This is a genomic window from Mycobacterium sp., assembly GCF_050700595.1.
Taxonomy (GTDB): Bacteria; Actinomycetota; Actinomycetes; order Mycobacteriales; family Mycobacteriaceae; genus Mycobacterium.
The window spans coordinates 1-18,502 of the sequence record NZ_JBOHHI010000006.1; the positions used below are offsets into that span (position 1 = coordinate 1).

The 18,502-nt window shown below is 68.2% G+C and carries 20 protein-coding genes; 13 read left to right on the forward strand and 7 right to left on the reverse strand.

The annotated features are described in order from the left end of the window. The 3 genes from ACRDTL_RS00205 to ACRDTL_RS00215 form a co-directional block, all read right to left on the reverse strand. Positions 1 to 186: NAD-dependent epimerase/dehydratase family protein (locus ACRDTL_RS00205; protein WP_431504714.1), on the reverse strand; the 186-nt coding region annotated here is incomplete at its 3' end. Positions 187 to 212: 26 nt separating this feature from the next. After that, on the reverse strand, positions 213 to 1,079 hold the full coding sequence (locus ACRDTL_RS00210; protein ID WP_431504715.1) for an LLM class F420-dependent oxidoreductase: 867 nt from the start codon (positions 1,077 to 1,079) through the stop codon (positions 213 to 215). After that, the gene (locus ACRDTL_RS00215; RefSeq protein ID WP_431504716.1) at positions 1,080 to 1,946 is read right to left on the reverse strand and encodes an LLM class F420-dependent oxidoreductase; all 867 of its coding nucleotides are present in this window, start codon (positions 1,944 to 1,946) and stop codon (positions 1,080 to 1,082) included. Positions 1,947 to 2,186: 240 nt separating this feature from the next. Between ACRDTL_RS00215 and infA the strand changes: the two genes are divergently transcribed. From infA to truA, 8 genes are all read left to right on the forward strand, one after another. Then, positions 2,187 to 2,408: a translation initiation factor IF-1 gene (gene infA / locus ACRDTL_RS00220; RefSeq protein WP_003418601.1), complete on the forward strand. Its 222-nt coding sequence runs from the start codon at positions 2,187 to 2,189 to the stop codon at positions 2,406 to 2,408. Positions 2,409 to 2,445: 37 nt separating this feature from the next. Then, the gene (gene rpmJ, locus ACRDTL_RS00225) at positions 2,446 to 2,559 is read left to right on the forward strand and encodes a 50S ribosomal protein L36 (protein ID WP_003879483.1); all 114 of its coding nucleotides are present in this window, start codon (positions 2,446 to 2,448) and stop codon (positions 2,557 to 2,559) included. 141 nt (positions 2,560 to 2,700) lie between these two features. Continuing rightward, positions 2,701 to 3,075, forward strand: a complete 375-nt coding sequence (gene rpsM / locus ACRDTL_RS00230) for a 30S ribosomal protein S13 (RefSeq protein ID WP_431504717.1) — start codon at positions 2,701 to 2,703, stop codon at positions 3,073 to 3,075. A gap of 3 nt (positions 3,076 to 3,078) precedes the next feature. After that, on the forward strand, positions 3,079 to 3,495 hold the full coding sequence (gene rpsK / locus ACRDTL_RS00235; protein ID WP_431504718.1) for a 30S ribosomal protein S11: 417 nt from the start codon (positions 3,079 to 3,081) through the stop codon (positions 3,493 to 3,495). Positions 3,496 to 3,511: 16 nt separating this feature from the next. Further along, a complete protein-coding gene (gene rpsD / locus ACRDTL_RS00240) occupies positions 3,512 to 4,117 on the forward strand; it encodes a 30S ribosomal protein S4 (RefSeq protein ID WP_431504719.1) in 606 nt (201 codons plus the stop codon). 84 nt (positions 4,118 to 4,201) lie between these two features. Next, on the forward strand, positions 4,202 to 5,245 hold the full coding sequence (locus tag ACRDTL_RS00245) for a DNA-directed RNA polymerase subunit alpha (protein WP_431504720.1): 1,044 nt from the start codon (positions 4,202 to 4,204) through the stop codon (positions 5,243 to 5,245). Positions 5,246 to 5,274: 29 nt separating this feature from the next. Continuing rightward, positions 5,275 to 5,817: a 50S ribosomal protein L17 gene (gene rplQ / locus ACRDTL_RS00250; protein WP_431504721.1), complete on the forward strand. Its 543-nt coding sequence runs from the start codon at positions 5,275 to 5,277 to the stop codon at positions 5,815 to 5,817. Then, the gene (gene truA / locus ACRDTL_RS00255) at positions 5,798 to 6,673 is read left to right on the forward strand and encodes a tRNA pseudouridine(38-40) synthase TruA (protein ID WP_431504729.1); all 876 of its coding nucleotides are present in this window, start codon (positions 5,798 to 5,800) and stop codon (positions 6,671 to 6,673) included. The genes rplQ and truA overlap by 20 nt, the downstream gene beginning before the upstream one ends. Before the next feature lie 13 nt (positions 6,674 to 6,686). Here the strand turns inward: truA and ACRDTL_RS00260 are convergent, their stop codons facing one another. After that, positions 6,687 to 7,301, reverse strand: a complete 615-nt coding sequence (locus ACRDTL_RS00260) for a cutinase family protein (protein ID WP_431504730.1) — start codon at positions 7,299 to 7,301, stop codon at positions 6,687 to 6,689. 120 nt (positions 7,302 to 7,421) lie between these two features. Beyond that, positions 7,422 to 8,090, reverse strand: a complete 669-nt coding sequence (locus ACRDTL_RS00265) for a cutinase family protein (protein WP_431504731.1) — start codon at positions 8,088 to 8,090, stop codon at positions 7,422 to 7,424. Positions 8,091 to 8,224: 134 nt separating this feature from the next. Here ACRDTL_RS00265 and eccB point away from each other — a divergent pair, with 134 nt between their 5' ends. Continuing rightward, the gene (gene eccB / locus ACRDTL_RS00270; protein ID WP_431504722.1) at positions 8,225 to 9,667 is read left to right on the forward strand and encodes a type VII secretion protein EccB; all 1,443 of its coding nucleotides are present in this window, start codon (positions 8,225 to 8,227) and stop codon (positions 9,665 to 9,667) included. Here eccB and mycP read toward each other — a convergent pair. Next, positions 9,602 to 10,984 carry a type VII secretion-associated serine protease mycosin gene (gene mycP, locus ACRDTL_RS00275; RefSeq protein WP_431504723.1) on the reverse strand — a complete coding sequence of 461 codons (1,383 nt, stop codon included), beginning with the start codon at positions 10,982 to 10,984 and terminating at the stop codon, positions 9,602 to 9,604. The two genes, eccB and mycP, sit on opposite strands and share 66 nt — an antisense overlap. After that, the gene (eccD, locus tag ACRDTL_RS00280; RefSeq protein WP_431504724.1) at positions 10,981 to 12,366 is read right to left on the reverse strand and encodes a type VII secretion integral membrane protein EccD; all 1,386 of its coding nucleotides are present in this window, start codon (positions 12,364 to 12,366) and stop codon (positions 10,981 to 10,983) included. Before eccD ends, mycP begins: the two co-directional genes overlap by 4 nt. A 126-nt stretch (positions 12,367 to 12,492) precedes the next feature. On the opposite strand from eccD, the gene eccCa reads away from it, so the two are divergent. The 4 genes from eccCa (at position 12,493) to ACRDTL_RS00300 (ending at position 18,242) form a co-directional block, all read left to right on the forward strand. Further along, positions 12,493 to 16,323 (forward strand): type VII secretion protein EccCa, encoded by a 3,831-nt coding sequence (gene eccCa, locus ACRDTL_RS00285; RefSeq protein WP_431504725.1) that lies wholly within the window; start codon positions 12,493 to 12,495, stop codon positions 16,321 to 16,323. Then, positions 16,320 to 17,528: a type VII secretion-associated protein gene (locus ACRDTL_RS00290; RefSeq protein ID WP_431504726.1), complete on the forward strand. Its 1,209-nt coding sequence runs from the start codon at positions 16,320 to 16,322 to the stop codon at positions 17,526 to 17,528. Before eccCa ends, ACRDTL_RS00290 begins: the two co-directional genes overlap by 4 nt. Positions 17,529 to 17,590: 62 nt before the next feature. Beyond that, positions 17,591 to 17,941, forward strand: coding sequence for a WXG100 family type VII secretion target (locus ACRDTL_RS00295; protein ID WP_431504727.1), 351 nt, complete (start codon positions 17,591 to 17,593; stop codon positions 17,939 to 17,941). 4 nt (positions 17,942 to 17,945) lie between these two features. Next, positions 17,946 to 18,242 (forward strand): WXG100 family type VII secretion target, encoded by a 297-nt coding sequence (locus ACRDTL_RS00300; protein WP_431504728.1) that lies wholly within the window; start codon positions 17,946 to 17,948, stop codon positions 18,240 to 18,242. Positions 18,243 to 18,502: the final 260 nt, after the last annotated feature.

Below are 18,502 nucleotides of genomic sequence, written 5' to 3' on the forward strand. Positions count from 1 at the left end.
GTCGGCATCGGTGACATCACCCTGCACCAGCCGGATGGCGTTTTCGACGGGAGCCAACGACTCGCGACTGCCGGCGTACGTCAACGCATCGAGCACCGTCACGGCGTCGTCGGGATGCTCCCGCACCGCGCTGTGCACGAAATTCGCGCCGATGAACCCGGCCCCACCGGTGACGAGCAGCCGCATGGTCAAACTCTAAAGGAGGACAGGGTTCAGCCGGTCCGGTTGAGTCCCAGTGCCGCGGCAAGTTCGGTGAGCACGGGCAGCAGGATGTCCTCGTAGCGCCCGCCCAGCACCTGGATCGTCACGTGGTCGGCGCCGGCATCCAGGTGTTCGCCCAGCCGGGCGGCGACGGCGGCGGGGGTGCCGTGGGCCACCAGCGCGTCGATCAGCTTGTCGCTGCCGGGCTTGCGCACGTCGCCCTCGGTGAATCCCAGCCGGCGCCAGTTGTTCACATAGTTGCTCAGCCCCAGGTAGAAGCCGACGCTGTCGCGGCCGATCCGGCGGGCCTCGTCCGCGTCGGTGGTCAACACAACCTTGTGCTCGGGTGCCAGAAACACCGTGTGGCCCACCAGCTCGCGTGCCTGTGCGGTGTGCACGGGAGTCGTCAGATACGGGTGGGCACCGGCGCTGCGTTGGGCCGCCAGCGCGAGCACCTTCGGACCCAGCGCTGCGAGTACCCGCCGGCTGGTCGGCACGTTCGCGGCGTCGAGCTCGTCGAGGTAGCCGACCAGTGCGTCGTAGGGTTTGCGGTACTGCTGGGTGTGTTCGGGGTGACCGACCCCGATTCCCAGCAGAAACCGTCCCGGGTAAGCGTTTTCGATGCGGTGGTAAGACTCCGCCACGGCCGCCGCCGGCGACGACCAGATATTGATGATCCCGGTGGCCAGTTGCAGAGACGTGGTCTGCGCCAGCGCGGGCTCGACCCAGGCCAGGTCGGCGTCGGGTGATCCACCGATCCAGACCGCGCCGTAGCCGAGCGATTCGATCTGTTTGGCCAGGTCGGCAGTGATGGAGCGGGTGCCCAACCAGACACCGAATCGGCCCAGGTCGGGTTTGAGGGAAACGGCCTCGGTCATTTACGTTCCTTGGGTCAGTCCTAGCGGCCCGGCCAGCTCGGCGAGGGCCGGCACCAGCTTCTCAGGTCGGGTCAGCACCTGGACAGCGACGTGGTCGGCGCCGGCCTCGAGGTGTTCGCCCAGCCGTGCGGCGATCGCGTCGGCTGTCCCGTAGGCGACGAGCGCGTCGACCAGGCGGTCGCTGCCGGGCCGGGTGACGTCGTCGTCGGTGAATCCGAGCCGCTTCCAGTTGGTCAGGTAGTTGGCGAGGTTGAAGTAGATGTCCAGCGCCTTGCGGCCGACGGCCCGCGCGGCGTCCACATCGGTGGTCAGCACCACCTTATGCTCGGGCGCCAAAAAAGCCGACGGCCCGAGCAGTGTGCGGGCGCGCGCGGTGTGCTCGGGAGTGGTCAGGTAGGGATGGGCGCCGGCGCTGCGTTGTGCCGACAGGCCCAGCACCCGCGGACCCAGCGCCGCCACCACCCGGCGCTCGGCGGGTACGCCCAAGTCGTCGAGCCGATCCAGGTACTCGACCAGCGCGTCGTAGGGCTTGCGGTATTCGCTGATAGCCTCGGGATGACCAACACCGATACCGAGCAGAAAACGCCCCGGGTAGGCCCGATCGATGCGGTGAAACGACTCGGCGACCGGCTTGGCCGGCGCCGACCAGATATTGACGATACCGGTCGCCACCTGCAGCGTCGTGGTCTGCTCGAGGAGGGGTTCCACCCATTCCAGCTCGGCGGGCGGTGAACCGCCCACCCAGACCGCGCCATATCCCAGCGCTTCGATTTCCCGGGCTTGTTGTGGGGTGACGCCGCGGCCGAACGATCCGAACCGGCCTAGCGACGGGGCTGAGGTGGGCTTGCTTGCTGCGGAACTTGTCATGGTTGCTCCAAGTCGTCGGGCCCCGGATCGTATTCCGTCCCCGGTGCGGCGGCCGCGTGTTTTGGCCCAGGGCAATGATGCAGGTACTGTGGGACAACGGTGCGGTTTCTGTGCCGGCTCCTCAGCGTGCCCAGTCTTGGAATTTTCTGAGCAATTCGCGGAACTTCCGAGTGTCGGCTCACGTTCATAAGCCGGTGCAGTGCTGCACCTGGCAAGCAGACGGAGGATCGCGGCAAACTTATGGCCAAAAAGGACGGTGCCATCGAGGTCGAGGGCCGGGTGGTCGAGCCGCTGCCCAATGCGATGTTTCGCATTGAGCTGGAAAACGGCCACAAGGTGCTCGCCCACATCAGCGGCAAGATGCGGCAGCACTACATCCGCATCCTGCCCGAGGACCGGGTGGTGGTGGAGTTGTCTCCCTACGACTTGTCCCGGGGCCGCATCGTGTACCGCTACAAGTAGCGAAACTCCCGAACGAGAGAACAGGACCGACAACGCCGTGAAGGTGAACCCGAGCGTCAAGCCGATCTGCGACAAGTGCAGGGTGATCCGTCGACATGGGCGGGTCATGGTGATCTGCTCCGATCCGCGCCACAAGCAAAGACAGGGTTAGCTGCCCCACAACTGAATGCAGACCTCCCAGTACCAGTGAGCGGACAGGCCGCTCATCCACGCCCGGAACGGAGGCCGGGCCCCGCCAGCAGGCGGGAACGGGCTGGGACCAGACCTCCGCGAAGAAAGAGGATGGCCAGCTATGGCTCGACTCGTCGGCGTCGATCTGCCGCGCGATAAGCGGATGGAGATCGCCCTGACCTATATCTACGGGGTTGGCCGGACCCGTTCGAACGAGATCCTGGCCGCTACCGGCATCGACCGGGATCTGCGCACCAAGGATCTCACCGAAGAACAGCTGGCGAAGCTGCGCGACTACATCGAAGCCAACCTGAGGATCGAGGGTGATCTGCGGCGCGAGGTCCAGGCCGACATTCGTCGCAAGATCGAGATCGGCTGCTACCAGGGCTTACGGCACCGCCGGGGCATGCCGGTGCGTGGCCAGCGGACCAAGACCAATGCGCGTACCCGAAAGGGCCCCAAGCGCACCATCGCGGGCAAGAAGAAGGCCAGGTAACCGATGCCACCGAAGAAAGCGGCGACCGGATCGTCGAAGAAGGGTCAGAAGACCCGCCGGCGGGAAAAGAAGAACGTTCCGCACGGCGCTGCCCACATCAAGAGCACGTTCAACAACACGATCGTGACGATCACCGACCCGCAGGGCAATGTGATCGCGTGGGCGTCTTCGGGCCACGTCGGCTTCAAGGGATCCCGCAAGTCGACCCCGTTCGCCGCGCAGCTGGCCGCCGAGAACGCCGCACGCAAAGCCCAGGAGCACGGTGTCCGCAAGGTCGACGTGTTCGTGAAGGGCCCCGGCTCGGGGCGGGAGACCGCGATCCGGTCGTTGCAGGCCGCCGGCCTGGAGGTCGGCGCGATCTCCGACGTCACCCCGCAGCCGCATAACGGCGTTCGTCCCCCCAAGCGCCGCCGGGTCTAGGAGGAGAGAACAACCCATGGCTCGTTACACCGGACCCGTCACCCGGAAATCGCGTCGGCTCCGCACCGACCTCGTCGGAGGTGACCAGGCCTTCGAGAAGCGTCCGTACCCGCCCGGGCAACACGGCCGCGCCCGCATCAAGGAAAGCGAGTACCTGCTGCAGCTGCAGGAGAAGCAGAAGGCGCGCTTCACCTACGGCGTGATGGAGAAGCAGTTTCGCCGCTACTACGAAGAGGCCGTTCGCCGCGGCGGCAAGAGCGGCGAGGAGCTGTTGCGGATCCTGGAGAGCAGGCTGGACAACGTGGTCTACCGTGCCGGGCTGGCCCGGACCCGCCGGATGGCCCGCCAACTGGTCACCCACGGCCACTTCACCGTCAACGGCGTGAAGGTCGACGTGCCCAGCTACCGGGTTTCCCAGTACGACATCGTCGATGTGCGGGACAAGTCGCTGAACACGCTGCCGTTCCAGATCGCACGCGAAACTGCCGGCGACCGTCCGATCCCGAGCTGGCTGCAGGTGGTCGGCGAGCGTCAACGCATCCTGATCCACCAACTGCCGGAGCGAGCACAAATCGACATCCCGCTCACCGAGCAGCTGATCGTCGAGTTCTACTCGAAGTAGAACTCCCGCCCCTGTGCCCGCTCACCGGGCGCGGGACCCAAGCGGCATCAAATAGCGGGTGCCGAGAAGGAGATAGAGAAACACATGCTGATCTCACAGCGACCCACATTGTCCGAAGAGACCGTCAACGACAGCCGCTCGCAGTTCGTCATCGAGCCGTTGGAACCGGGATTCGGTTATACGCTGGGCAATTCACTGCGGCGCACGCTGCTGTCGTCGATCCCGGGCGCCGCGGTCACCAGCATCCGCATCGACGGCGTGCTGCACGAGTTCACCACCGTTCCCGGTGTCAAGGAAGATGTCACCGACATCATCCTGAACCTCAAGAGCCTGGTGGTGTCCTCGGAGGAGGACGAGCCGGTGACGATGTACCTGCGCAAGCAGGGCCCGGGTGAGGTCACCGCCGGGGATATCGTGCCACCGGCCGGCGTCGCCGTGCACAACCCCGACATGCATATTGCGACGCTGAACGACAAGGGCAAGCTCGAGGTCGAGCTCGTCGTCGAGCGTGGCCGCGGCTACGTCCCGGCCGTGCAGAACAAGGCGTCTGGCGCTGAAATCGGCCGGATCCCCGTCGATTCCATCTACTCGCCGGTGCTCAAGGTCACCTACAAGGTGGACGCCACCCGTGTCGAGCAGCGCACCGACTTCGACAAGCTGGTCCTCGACGTGGAGACCAAGAGTTCGATCACCCCGCGCGACGCGTTGGCATCGGCGGGTAAGACGCTGGTCGAATTGTTCGGGCTGGCACGTGAACTCAACGTCGAAGCCGAGGGCATCGAGATCGGGCCGTCGCCGGCCGAGGCGGACCACATCGCCTCGTTCGCGCTGCCGATCGACGACCTGGATCTGACCGTGCGGTCGTACAACTGCCTCAAGCGTGAGGGTGTGCACACCGTCGGCGAGTTGGTGTCGCGGACCGAGTCCGACCTGCTTGACATCCGTAACTTCGGTCAGAAGTCCATCGACGAGGTGAAAGTCAAGCTGCACCAGCTGGGTCTGTCGCTCAAAGACAGCCCGGCGCACTTCGACCCGTCGGAGGTCGCAGGCTACGACGTCGCCACCGGCACCTGGTCCAGCGAGGGCGGCTACGACGACCAGGACTACGCCGAAACCGAACAGCTCTAACGACTGCTGCATCAACCGAGGAGTGAGCAATGCCCAAGCCCACCAAGGGCCGTCGACTTGGCGGGTCGTCGTCGCACCAGAAGGCGATTCTGGCCAACCTGGCCACGTCGCTGTTCGAGCACGGCCGGATCAAGACCACCGAGCCCAAGGCGCGGGCGCTGCGGCCCTATGCCGAGAAGCTGATCACCCACGCCAAGAAGGGCACGCTGCACAATCGGCGTGAGGTGCTCAAGAAGATCCGCGACAAGGACGTGGTGCACACGCTGTTCGCCGAGATCGGGCCGCACTTCGCCGACCGCAACGGCGGCTATACGCGCATCATCAAAGTCGAGGCGCGCAAGGGCGATAACGCCCCGATGGCGGTCATCGAGCTGGTGCAGGAGAAGACCGTGACCTCGGAGGCGAACCGGGCCCGTCGGGCAGCGGCACCGCAGGCCGCGGTCGAACCCGAGGCGACAGTGGGTCCTGATGTCGACGAGGTCGTGACCGACGAGGTCGTGACCGACGAGGCGGGCGCCGCTGAAGCCCAACCCGAGGCGGAGGAAACCGAGGCTGACTCCGACCAGTCCTGAAGATGACGGGCCCGTTCGTCTCCGCTTCGATATCGCCTACGATGGAACGGAATTCGCAGGCTGGGCCACCCAGGCCGGTCGACGCACCGTCGCCGGCGTTCTCGACGAAGCGCTGTCGACGGTGTTCCGCACACCGGTGCGGTTACACGCGGCCGGGCGTACCGACACCGGCGTGCATGCCACCGGTCAGGTTGCCCATGCCGACATCCCGGTCAGCGCGCTGCCCAATGCCTATTCGCGGTCGCCACGCGGGGACGACCCCGAGTTCCTGGCGCTACTGAGGCGCCTCGGCCGATTTCTGCCCGCCGACGTCCGGATCCGCCGGATCGTCCGCGCGCCGGCCGGTTTCGACGCCCGGTTCTCGGCGCTGCGCCGGCACTACGTCTACCGGCTTTCGACCGCCCCCTATGGGGTGGAGCCACACCAGGCCCGATATGTGACCGGCTGGCTGCGTGGCCTGGATGTGGACGCGATGGCGGCGGCGTCGCGGGATCTGGTGGGGCTGCACGACTTCGCCGCGTTCTGCCGTCACCGAGACGGCGCCACCACGATTCGCGACCTGCAGCGGCTGGACTGGTCCCGCGACGGCGATCTGGTCACCGCTCACGTCACCGCCGACGCGTTCTGCTGGTCGATGGTGCGGTCGTTGGTGGGTGCGTTGCTGGCGGTCGGCGAGCATCGACGCAGCGCAGCGTGGTGCCGCGATTTGCTCACCCGCACACAACGATCCAGTGACTTCGCGGCGGCACCGGCGCGGGGTTTGACGCTGATCGGGGTGGATTACCCGCCCGACGACCAACTGCGATCGCGGATGGCCGTCACGCGCGATCTGCGCAGCCTGGACGACCCGAGTTAGTGGCGACCCGCCGCTAAAGCCTTCCCGCAACGAAATCTGCGGCCTGATTAACCAGGCCGGCCTGGATGTAGGCGCCGGCCATATGTTCGGGCCAGTTGGTTCGCCAGGTTTTTGGGTCGGCCGGGTTACAGATCGGGTCGGCGCCGTGACACAACTCGATGGTCCGGTCGCGGTAGATCGGGTTGAAGGCGCTGATGGGCCCCACCCATTGGGTCCCGTTGCCGAACAGCGTGACCGCGGCGACATGCCCATCGGTGCCCTCCGGCAGGGGATTCGTGAAGCCGAATCCGGCGACGGGAACTGCGAGCACCACGTCGGTGACTGCCGCACCGAGCGAGTAGCCGCCGGGAACGAGTCGGGTGTCGGGGCAGTTGTCGACCATGTATTGCAGGTGATTGCTCATATCGTTGGCGCCCCGCTGAACATCGGTGTTCGCGGCATAGTTGACCGCGTACAGGCCGATGTTCTTGCCCGGCTGCCTGGAGCGCAGCGCGCTGACGAGCGCGGTGCCGATCTGGCCGGCACCGGGCGGCTCCAGACGGCCCCGGGCGAACACCACCTGGGCATCCGGGCACGACGCCGCCCACGCGGCTGGAGCCGCCGCAATGGGCGTGGTCCCGAATCCCATGACCGCGAGCAACACTGCGGCGAGGCCGGCCACGCGCTTTGCGGCGCCCGTGCGACAACCGGAACTGACCGGCCGCCGCCGAGGTGTCCGCAGTGTGCTCACCGCACGATATTAGCCGCCCTAATTGATATGCACGTCGGGTTGCAAATGTTGCTGGCCCGTCATGAGCCTGCTGGCGATGAAACTGGCCGCCTGGGTGGTGTAGACCGGCACGTAGCCGTCGGTGTGGTCCTTCCACTCGTTGCCGGGACCGGCGTGACAGATCGGGTCGCCGGGGTTGCACAGGTCGATGGCCTTCGATCCCAACAGGGCGCTCTGTTTGGAAAGCGGGCTGCCCGACCGATCGGCGATATTGCCGAACGTGGCAACCGCCGCGATGTTGTCGACGTACTGGGCCGGCAGCGAACTACCCCAGGTCACCCCGCCCACCGGCACTCCGGCGACGATGTCGATCACCGACGCGCCCTGCGAGTACCCACCCAGCACGATCTTGGTGTCCGGGCACTGCTGCGCCGCGTTCTTGACCCGGTTAATGGTGTCGTTCGCGCCGTCGCCACCGCCGAGCTGGAGTTTCCCGGCGGGGTAGTTGACCCCGTAGGCGTCGATGTTCAGGCCGGTGTCCTGGCGCAGCGCGTCGACCAGGGAATCGCCGACCCGCCCGAGGCCGGCCTTCTCGCCGGTGCCGCGGGCGAAGATCACCTCGACGTCGGGGCAGTCGGTGGCGGCGGCCGACGGGACACCTGCCGGAACGGTGCTGGGGGCGACTAGCAGGGCGCCGGCGGCCAGCATCGCGGCGGCAACCTGCACAAGCTTTGGGTGGTTATGCACCGAAACGATATTACCGGTAGCCGGCCGAATCGCCATTTCGACGGCTGTGGATTGACGGCGTACCGACCCGGGGTAGGTGGCATACCGTGAGGTCAATGGCACGGCAACCGGCCACCTGGCGGCACGTCAGCGGGTACCGGTTTTTGCTGCACCGCATCGAATGCGCGCTGTTGCGCAGGGACGACGCGGGCGCCGACGAGCGGGTCCGCGCGCCGGCGCGGTCGCTGATGGCCGGGTCGCTGGTAGCGGTCATCGTTGCTATCGGGTGCGTGGTGGTTGCGGTGCTGCGCCCGCACGCATCGTTGGGAAATGCGCCGATTGTGATGGGCGAGCAGTCCGGCGCGCTCTACGTCCGAGTGGGCGAAACCCTGCATCCGGTGCTGAACCTGGCCTCGGCCAGGTTGATCGCGGCGACCGACAGCAACCCCCAGCCGATCGCCGAATCGGAATTGAGCCGCACCAAACGTGGTCCGTTGCTCGGTATACCGGGCGCTCCGCAATCGTTGCCCGAGCCCCTGTCCGGTGACGAAGCACGATGGGCGGTCTGTGACAGCGATCACAACACAACGCCGACGACGACGGTCGTCGTCGGTTCCGTCGAGGGGCCGACGGCGCGTCGCCTGACCCCGGACCAGACCGTGCTGGTCACACCGGACTCGGGCGCATCGACCTACCTGCTCTACGGCGGACGCCGAGCGCTGGTGAACCTCGCCGACTCCGCGGTGGTGGGCGCGCTGCGAGCCGATGGCCAGCTGCCCAGGCTTGTTTCGCGCGCGCTGCTCAATGCAATCCCGGAGTCGCCGCCGATCACCGCGCCACGGGTCCGCGGCGCGGGTGGCCGCGGACCGGCAGCACTGTCCGGATTCCCGGTCGGCAGCGTGCTGCGGTTGAACCGCGCCGGCGGCGACGAGTATTACGTCGTACTCAGCGGCGGCGTTCAGCGCGTCGGCCAGGTCTCCGCAGATCTCCTGCGCCTGACCGACTCACACGGCACCCGCACCATCATCGCGGTGGCACCCGACCTCATCCGCGCCAGTGCCACGGCGACCGAATTGCCGGTGTCGACGTTTCCCGACCGGGTCTCGGCGCCGCTGGCTGCCGGCGATACGACGCTGTGTGTGCGGTGGGCGCCAGCGCCGTCCGGCAGCGCCGACGTCGCGGTCATGGTCGGTGGTTTGACCGTTCCCCGTGGCGAGACACCGGTGACGTTGACCCAGGCGGACGGAGACGGCCCGGCCGTTGACGCCGTCTACGTTCCGCCCGGTCGCAGCGTCTATGTACGGTCCGCCGGCCTGTCCGGCGACAACGCGGGCGCCGGCACCCGATATGTGGTGACCGACACCGGGGTGCGGTTCGCCGTCCACGACGACGCCGCGGCGCACGACCTCGGGCTGCCGCCGACGGCTGTGCCGGCGCCGTGGCCGGTGTTGGCCACGCTGCCGCCGGGGCCGGAACTTTCCAGGGCAAACGCGTCAGTCGCCCGGGACACCGTCACCGCCGGCGGCGCCGGAGTCCGGTTGCGGACGGACCCGCCGTAGCCGGGCCGTCACCAGGCCGGTGATCAGCGCCACCGCAAGCGCCGTCAGGCAGACCGCCGCGCCGGTGTACGCGGTGACGTGGGCGCCACGGTCCGGCGGCGCGGCGGCCGATGGCGCCGGTGTGATCGGCACCGCGGTGCCGGGTGGCCCGGGGGCGGGGCCGGCAAGTGCGTCGGTGCTGACCGCGGCCGGCATGTCGACAACACCGTTGCCGACGAACGGATCCCAGCCAGCGGGCGGATGATGCGCCGTGGCCTCGATGCGCTGCATCACTTGCCGGGGAGTCAGGGTCGAGAACCGCGATCGGACCAGCGCCACCAGCCCGCTGACGACCGGTGCGGCGTAACTGGTGCCCGACAGTGGCGTCGAATCACCCTTTCCGCCAAGTGCGTTGACCATTCCGTCGCCGGACAGGGACAGTGACACCACCGCCTCGCCGGGTGCGGCCACGTCTACCCACGGTCCAGCGAGAGTGAACGTCGACGGCGCACCTTGTGCGTTCACCGAGCCGACCGTCAAGACGTAGTCGTCGTACCAGGCCGGGCTCACCGCGACCGTCGCAATTTCCCCGGCCTGTTCGGGACGCTGCGCCGGGCACTGCCCGGGCCCACCGGTGTTGCCGGCGGCGGCGACCACGACGGCGTTCTTGACGTCGACCGCGTAGGCCAGCGCAGCGCCCAGGGCGCGGTCGTCGAGCCCGGACTCGACCGGGACGCAGGCCACCGAGGAGATGTTGATCACCGACGCCCCGAGATCGGCCGCGGTGCGCACGGCTTTCGCCATGGTGTCGACATCGCCGAACCCGGTGCCGGATGGGTCGGCCGCGGCGTCGAACTTGGTGCTGGCCTGCCGAATACTGATCAACCTGACATCTGGTGCAACGCCGCTGAAACCGTCCTTCGGGTCGGGCGCCGCAGCGATGATTCCGGCCACCGCGGTGCCGTGTCCATCGCAATCCTGACTGCCGTCGCCGATGGACACGTAGTCGCCGCCGGCCGCTGTCTCCGGCAGTCGGGGATGCCGCGAGACGCCGGTGTCGATGATCGCGACCCGCTGACCCGAGCCGCGGGTGAGCTGCCAGACGCGCGGTAGGTCAAGCCCATCCAGTTGGCCGCCTGCGCCGGGATCCATCGATCCCACCGCACACGTCTCGCGCTGGACGGTGCGCTGCGGTGGCGCGGGCAGCGCCGGGTGGGGCAACAGGCTGTCGTCGATCGGCGGCGGCGCGACCGCGTGCGCCGACGGGACACCCGCGGACAGCGCGACAAGCAGCAGCGCCGCGCCGCACCGCGGTACCCGCGACGTCCGCCGATTCATAGCAGGCGCAGGCCGCGGGCAGCGCCGTAGAGGCCGCAGATCCAGCAGGCCAGCGGCACGATCGCGGCCACCGCGAAACCCTCCGCCAACTCGACACTTCGCCGCGTGACAGGGGACCAGGTCACCGCCGGGGTAATGAAGCCCAACGACACCGTCCCGGCGGTCAGGGCCGCCGTCGCCACAGCGATCCACAGCAGGATTCCCGCAGCGGCGGTCGCCGCGGCCACGAAACTACCGCTGAGAGCGGCTGTTCCGGTCACGGTGAGTGTCACCGCTCTCGCCAGATCCGGATGCGAGCGTGACCGTGCCAGCAATACCGCACCGGTTATCGTCGCGAACACGACGCCGGCGACACGTGACCCTCCCGTGGAGCACACCGCGATCAGCGTGCCGATCGCTCCAAGCGCTGCCGAGGCGGAGAATGCGGCGACTAGGCCGGTCAGCCAGGCATCGGCCCGCATCGCTTTGGCCGGCAGGCCCGCCGAAGCGGCCGCCGGCCGATCGGCAGCGGCCTCCACCGTCAGTTGCGGGGACAACCCGGCCAGCAGGATCGACATCCGCGCCGACACCTCGATCAGGCCCAAAGATAGCGCCGCACACACCGCGCCGATGGCCCGCAGCGGCGCAGCCCCCACCACAGCCACCAGCGCGACAACTGCCGCAACCACCGCGAAGCAGCCTATTGCGGTGAAGGTGGCCGTGCCACAGCCGATAGCCCGCAGAGCAAGCACCGCCGTGGTGGCGGCGGCCGTCGCGGCAAGCAACGCGTTCGGTGCGCCCGGACCACCGGGAACCGCCAGCAAGCCGGCAGCTGCGGCGAACCCGGTAGCCAGCAGACCCAGCGTCAACCCGGCGATGTCGTCCCGGAAACCGCGGGAGGCAATGATTCCCGCCAACAATGCGATACAGGCCGCGGCGGCGAGAACACCGACGGCTCCGCTGATATATCGGACATCGTTGGCACAGTATGCAATACGGATCGTAACCAACACGCCGACACCGGCCAGCCAGGCCGCTGTCAGCGCGCCGGTGAGCCGACCAGAACGCGACGTGCGCGACCGCATCCCCGCCAGTGACGTCGAGACCGCGTCGGCGTCGTCGTCGAAGCGCAGCGGCGGTAACGGCGTCGACGACGCGCTGAGAACGAGCAAGGTGCCGTCCCGGATACCCTGCTGTGACAACGTTTCCGAAGCGTCCAGCGGGGTCTGGTCGACAGTGCACAATCGATAGCACGCTGGCTCCGGCGTCCCGCCCCGACCACGCTGCGCGGCCACTATGTCCACGATCGGCGGTATCAGCGATCCGACCGGCACCTCCGACGGCAGTGCCAGGTCGACATGGACATCGTCGGCATACACCGACACTCGGCGGACCTCCGGCACCGCTGCCTCCCTTCGCCGGCGGGAACGCTGATCTCGGCACGTTAGCTGGTTACGGCTCTGGGCGTGTGCGCCGATCCACAGCTGACTTGCGGCGGGTAGCCGCGCTGCCTACGGTGCGAATCCGAAATGGACAGCGGTTCTTCAACTGCCGGTTTCCTGCCGGGACCGCGCCTACCGCCGCCTGAGTTCGCGACCGCGGACATCACGGTTGCGGCGCCGCGGGGTGTGCGACAACCGGCGCGGACCAGCCCGATGGGTCGGCTGGTGCCGATCCTGATGGCGGCCGCGACGGTGGGCATGGCGGCGGTGGTTCTTGCATCGCGGTCGGATATGGCGCGCAATCCGATGTTCGTGGCGTTTCCGTTGCTGATGCTGGTTTCGGCGGTGATCAGCGCAGTGAACGCTCGGGACCGGCGGCGCGCGGAGATCGACACCGTGCGCGACGACTACCTTGGTTATCTGGCCGAGCTGCGTGGCACTGCCACGAAGACTGCTGCGGCACAACGCTTGTCCGTCACCTGGTGCCATCCTGAGCCGGATGCGCTGTGGACATTGGTCGGCGGCAGCCGAATGTGGGAGCGACGATCGGCGGACTCCGACTTCTGCCATGTGCGGGTCGGGGCCGGAACGCAGCGACTTGCCACCCGGCTGGTAGCCCCTCACCTCGGGCCGGCGGACCAGTTGGACCCGCTTACCGCGACGGCGTTGCGGCGGTTCCTCCAGACCCATTCGACGATCCCGGACGTGCCCATCGCGATCGCGCTGCGTAACTCGCCTGCGGTGACGATCGCCGGCAACACTGCGCATGCCCGCGGCCTCCTCCGCGCGATGATCTGCCAGCTGGCCGTACTGCACAGCCCCGCCAGGGTGCTGATCGTCGGCGCGATCAGTGAAACCAGCCGCGCGCACTGGGACTGGCTGAAATGGTTGCCGCACAACCAGCATCCCGGCGCCACCGACGATTTGGGTGCTGCCCGCATGGTCTACCCGACACTGGCCGTGGCCGAGACGGCGCTCGGCGGCCTGCTGTTCGATCGTGCGCCCGGCGAGACGCCGCCCGAGCTGGTGATCGTCGTCGACGGCGACGTTGTCGACGGTGCTGAGCGTGTCCTGGCCGGACGTGGGATCGCGGGCGTGACGATTCTGGAGGCCGGCACCGGCTGCGACGACCTCGCGGCCGCCGAAGGGGTGCGGCTGCGGGTGAGCGCTGACCGGCTGGCGGCCGGAGACGAAGTGTTCGCCCGCCCGGACCGGATGAGTTTGACCGCCGCGTCGGTATGTGCGCGGAGACTGGCCGCTTACCATGCCGACGGGCGGGACGCCGTGCACGCGACGCGCGCGGGCGGGCAACGCTGGCAGGATCTGGCGGGCATCGGCGATCCCGCCGTCTTCGTGCCGACTGCGTTGTGGCAGCGCGCCAGCCGGCCCGGGCGGCTTCGTGTCCCGATCGGCACAACGATCGCCGGCGCACCGGTGGAACTCGATATCAAGGAGGCCGCCGAGAGCGGGATGGGCCCGCACGGGCTGTGCGTCGGCGCGACCGGGTCGGGTAAATCGGAATTCTTGCGCACCGTCGTGCTGGGCATGATCGCGCGGCACTCACCGGAAGCGCTCAACTTGGTGCTGGTGGACTTCAAGGGTGGGGCGACCTTCCTCGACCTGGAGCGGGCGCCGCACGTCGCCGCGGTCATCACCAACCTCGCCGAGGAGGCGCCGCTGGTCGCCCGGATGCGCGAGGCCCTGACCGGCGAGATGACGCGTCGCCAGGGCCTGCTGCGGACGGCAGGCAACCTCGAGAATGTGGCCGCCTACCAGGATGCACGGCGAGCGGGCGCGCAATTGCCGCCGTTGGCCACCCTGCTCGTCATCGTCGACGAGTTCTCCGAACTGCTCAGCCAGCACCCGGATTTCGCCGACGTCTTCGTGGCGATCGGCCGGCTCGGCCGGTCTCTGGGTATGCATCTGCTGCTGGCCAGTCAGCGACTGGACGAGGGCAGGCTGCGTGGACTCGAATCACACCTGTCCTATCGGGTGTGCCTGAAAACACTGTGCGCAGGCGAATCACGGATAGTGCTGGGCACATCCGACGCCTACGAACTGCCCAACGTACCGGGGGCCGGCTACCTGCGGACCGGAACGGGCGAGTCGATCCGCTTCCAGACCGCCCACGTCTCGGGGCCGTGCCCGGCCGCCCGGCAGTCGGTTCGCACCGCGCCGCGCCACGACAACACCGGGCCGCCGATTCGGCGGTTCACCATCGCACCCGCCGGCCCCGTCACGTTCGCCCGCAGCACCGAAGCCGACGCCATCGCCCGGCGCAGTGTCCTGCAAACGGTCGTGGACCGGGTGTCCGGATCCGGTCCGCCGGCGCACCGGATATGGCTGCCGCCGCTCGGGTCGGCGCCGGCACTCGACAGTCTGCTGGGCGAGGCAGGAGCCGACTTGGCGGTTCCGATCGGTGTCGTCGACCGCCCATTTGAGCAGCGTCGCACGGCGTTGACCGTCGACCTGTCCGGATCGGCCGGCAACGTCGCGGTAGTCGGTGCACCGCAGTCGGGCAAATCGACGGCGCTGCGCACGCTGATCACCGCGCTGGCCGCCACCCACGCCCCGAGCCGGCTGCAGTTCTACTGTTTGGATTTCGGTGGCGGTGCACTCACTTCGTTGGGGTCGTGGCCGCACGTCGGATCGGTCGCGACGAGAACCGAGCCCGAACTGGCCGGCCGGACGATCGCCGAACTGCAGTCGCTCATCCGGTCCCGGGAGGCCGCCTTCCGTCGCCATGGCATTGACTCGATTGCTCAGTATCGGCGACTCCAAGCGCAAAGTGACCCCGCGTGCGATCGGTTCGGCGACGTTCTTCTGGTAGTCGACGGCTGGGCCGGACTGTGTGATGAGTTCGAAGCGCTGGAGGCGCCGATTACCACGCTTGCGGCCCAGGGGCTTTCATTCGGCGTACATGTGGTGGTGTCGGCGGCGCGGTGGGCCGAACTGCGGCCCGCGTTGAGGGACCAGATCGGGACCCGCATCGAATTGCGGCTGGGCGATCCGGCCGACTCGGAGTTCGACCGGCGGCGGGCCCGGCTGGTGCCCGAAGGTCAGCCGGGTCGCGGCCTCTCCCGCGACGGGCTGCACATGATCGTCGCGCTGCCCCGGTTGGACGGTGTCGCCTCACAGCACCACTATGGCGGATATAGTGCACCCCCGATCCCGCTGCTACCCACCCATGTCGACCATGACGCTCTGATCGAGGAAGCGACCGACACCGGCATTTTGCTCGGACTCGAGGAAGCCGAGCTACGTACGGTGACAATCGATTTCGAGCAGTATTCACACTTGCTGATCGTCGGCGGCAACGAATGCGGCAAGACGAGCGCGCTGCGTACGGTGTGCCGCGAGATCATGCGGAGTGCGACTGCCGAGCAGGCGAAACTGTTCGTCGTCGATTTCCGTCGCACGCTGCTCGGGGTCGTCGAATCCGAACACCTTGGCGGCTATGCGATGTCGGTGGCCGCGGTCGATGCGCTGCTGGGCGACCTACTGGACCTGTTACGCAACCGGATGCCTCCCGCCCGGCTCACCCAGCAGCAACTACGGGACAGGTCTTGGTGGACCGGACCGGACCTCTATGTCGTCGTTGACGATTACGACCTGGTCGCCACCGCCTCCGGTAATCCGCTGGCAGCTATCACCGAATACCTGCCGCTTGCCGGCGACCTCGGCCTGCACCTGCTGGTGGCGCGACGCAGCGGCGGCGCCGCGCGCGCCATGTTCGAGCCGCTGCTTGTCGAGCTGCGCGATTTCGGCTGCCTGGGGCTGATGATGAGCGCCAGCCCCGAGGACGGCCCGCTGTTCGGCTGCGTGCCTGCATCACCACTACCGCCCGGTCGCGGCGTGCTGATCACCCGCGGCGGCAACCGACAACTGGTGCAGGTGGCCTGGAGCCCGCCGCCATGAGCCCCCGCAGCACCGTGATCGAGGCCGGCCCGGCTACGATCCGCCAATTAACCTGCGGCGAAGCGTCGCTCGTTGACCCAGAACTGGTGACGGCAGCCGTGGACGGCATCGACGATCCGGTTGCGCTGGTCGACGCCCGCCCGGTTTCCGTCGACGCGCTGCTGCGCGCCGTGCTGCAGTCGATGGGCTGCCAGGGTCGCTTGATCCTCATCCACCCGTCGTGGTGGGCAGCTACCCGCGTCGAGCGGGTCGGCGCGGCCGCGCGCGACGTGGCCGACCGGGTCGAGATGCGGCCGCGGTCATGGCTACTGGCGCGGGCAACGCCGGCGGAAGCAGCATCGGCGTCGGTGATAGTGGAGATCACCGACCGCATCGTGGTGGTCACCGGCACCACGGCGGTGGTGGCCAAACCTCGCCGCGGCGAACCAGGCGCCGTCGCCGGGGCAGTGATGCAGGCAATCGCCGCGATGACAGCGGCGTCGGGCGCAGCGGTGCTGATCGACGCGCCGGTCGGGGTCGGCGGGGCGGGCGCGTTGGCCGCGATGATCGCCGATCTGTTGCGGAGCGGCGCCGACCGGGCTGTCGTCATCGTCGACGACGCCCGGCTGCGTCGGCTCGCCACGGCTGCGGTTTCGGGTGAGGAGAATACGGAGCCACCGTCCGTCGATACCACCCGTCGTCGCCACTGGGCACTTCTCTTGCTTGCTGTGCTGATCGCGGCGGCGGTCTGGGCGAACCCGTTCGGCCGGCACGGGGCACCGGCGGCCGACCGGACGCCGACGACGTTTCTGGTGGAGGGCCGCGTCGCGGTGGAGGTGCCGGCACACTGGCCGACTCAGCGAGTGATCGTCGGGCCCGGTTCGAGGCGGGTGCAGGTCACGTCGCCGTCGGATCCGCAAGTGGCGCTGCATGTCACGCAGTCACCGGTCGTGGCCCAGACGTTGGCCGATGCCGCCGAGTCGCTGAAACATGCGATCGACGCTGAGCCGCCCGGCGTGTTCGTCGACTTCAATCCATCCGGATCCAGCGCGAGCCGGCCGGCGGTGACCTACCGCGAAGTGCGTGCCGGACACGACATCCGCTGGGCCGTCGTGCTCGACCGGGCGGTACGGATCGGCATCGGGTGTCAGAGCCGGCCCGGCGACGACAATGCGGTACGCGAGGCCTGCGAACTGGCAGTACGGTCGGCACGCGCGGTCGGTTAGTGGCGATCGCAAGCGCGGCGAAGCCGGGCGCAGCGGGTCGCCACCAGAATGGCTAGTGGCATATGCGGGAACCAAACCAAGTCCACTGCAGTCGTAAGGAAGTGACCAACCCGCTGAGCACCGACCTCGACCTGATGCGTTCAGTGGCGGCCGCGACCGACAGCCGCAATGGGGAGATCCGGGCGATGCTGCAGGCCTTCATCGGCCGCATCAGCAGTGTGCCGCCGTCGGTGTGGGGCGGCGCTGCAGCCGCCCGCTTCCGGGAAGTGGTGGATCGCTGGAACGCCGAGTCGATGAAACTGCACCACGCCCTGCACGGCATCGCCGAGACCATCCGGTACAACGAGGCCGCGCTGCGGGAGGCGGCCGACAACCACGCGCACCGCATCTCCGCGGCCGGCGGGAAGCTGTGACCCCATGGACCCCGTGCTGTCGTACAACTTCGGCGAAATCGAGTTCGCCGTCCGCCAGGAAATCCACACCACGTCGGCCCGTTTCAACGCCGCGTTGCAGGAGCTGAGGTCGCAGGTCGCGCCGTTGCAGGAGCTGTGGACCCGCGAAGCCGGCGCCGCCTACTGCATCGAACAGCTGAAATGGCACCAAGCGGCCACCGCGCTGAACGAAATCCTGGTGCATCTCGGAAACGCCGTACGCGACGGCGCCGACGACGTCGCGGCCGCCGATCACCGGGCGGCCGGGGTGTGGGCACGCTAGCGCCCGCGGACTCTGCGCGGTCCTGACGAGGGAGAGACGTCGGGACCGCGCAGTCTTACCTGAGTGGCGGGGTCGGCCACCTCTGGCATAATCGAAAATATGTTCGAAGTAACTGCTGCCGGGGTGTTGCTGGACCGCATGTGTGCGGCCTCACGGGCCGAGAACCAGGCCGCGGGGCAGCGGCTTGCCGCCGTCGGGGAGCTTCATCTGTTGCGGGCGCGCGAAACCGGGGGCTGCGAGGATTGGGCGACCGACACCTG

What these genes read in the sequence shown, in the direction of transcription:
- infA (WP_003418601.1), top strand. Translation starts at nt 2,187, where the DNA reads ATGGCCAAAAAGGACGGTGCCATCGAGGTCGAGGGCCGGGTGGTCGAG.
- ACRDTL_RS00290 (WP_431504726.1), top strand. Translation starts at nt 16,320, where the DNA reads ATGAGCCCCCGCAGCACCGTGATCGAGGCCGGCCCGGCTACGATCCGC.
- eccB (WP_431504722.1), top strand. Translation starts at nt 8,225, where the DNA reads ATGGCACGGCAACCGGCCACCTGGCGGCACGTCAGCGGGTACCGGTTT.
- mycP (WP_431504723.1), bottom strand. Translation starts at nt 10,984, where the DNA reads ATGAATCGGCGGACGTCGCGGGTACCGCGGTGCGGCGCGGCGCTGCTG.
- ACRDTL_RS00300 (WP_431504728.1), top strand. Translation starts at nt 17,946, where the DNA reads ATGGACCCCGTGCTGTCGTACAACTTCGGCGAAATCGAGTTCGCCGTC.
- ACRDTL_RS00260 (WP_431504730.1), bottom strand. Translation starts at nt 7,301, where the DNA reads ATGGGATTCGGGACCACGCCCATTGCGGCGGCTCCAGCCGCGTGGGCG.
- ACRDTL_RS00265 (WP_431504731.1), bottom strand. Translation starts at nt 8,090, where the DNA reads ATGCTGGCCGCCGGCGCCCTGCTAGTCGCCCCCAGCACCGTTCCGGCA.
- ACRDTL_RS00210 (WP_431504715.1), bottom strand. Translation starts at nt 1,079, where the DNA reads ATGACCGAGGCCGTTTCCCTCAAACCCGACCTGGGCCGATTCGGTGTC.
- rpsM (WP_431504717.1), top strand. Translation starts at nt 2,701, where the DNA reads ATGGCTCGACTCGTCGGCGTCGATCTGCCGCGCGATAAGCGGATGGAG.
- rpsD (WP_431504719.1), top strand. Translation starts at nt 3,512, where the DNA reads ATGGCTCGTTACACCGGACCCGTCACCCGGAAATCGCGTCGGCTCCGC.
- rpsK (WP_431504718.1), top strand. Translation starts at nt 3,079, where the DNA reads ATGCCACCGAAGAAAGCGGCGACCGGATCGTCGAAGAAGGGTCAGAAG.
- ACRDTL_RS00245 (WP_431504720.1), top strand. Translation starts at nt 4,202, where the DNA reads ATGCTGATCTCACAGCGACCCACATTGTCCGAAGAGACCGTCAACGAC.
- rplQ (WP_431504721.1), top strand. Translation starts at nt 5,275, where the DNA reads ATGCCCAAGCCCACCAAGGGCCGTCGACTTGGCGGGTCGTCGTCGCAC.
- ACRDTL_RS00215 (WP_431504716.1), bottom strand. Translation starts at nt 1,946, where the DNA reads ATGACAAGTTCCGCAGCAAGCAAGCCCACCTCAGCCCCGTCGCTAGGC.
- ACRDTL_RS00295 (WP_431504727.1), top strand. Translation starts at nt 17,591, where the DNA reads ATGCGGGAACCAAACCAAGTCCACTGCAGTCGTAAGGAAGTGACCAAC.
- eccCa (WP_431504725.1), top strand. Translation starts at nt 12,493, where the DNA reads ATGGACAGCGGTTCTTCAACTGCCGGTTTCCTGCCGGGACCGCGCCTA.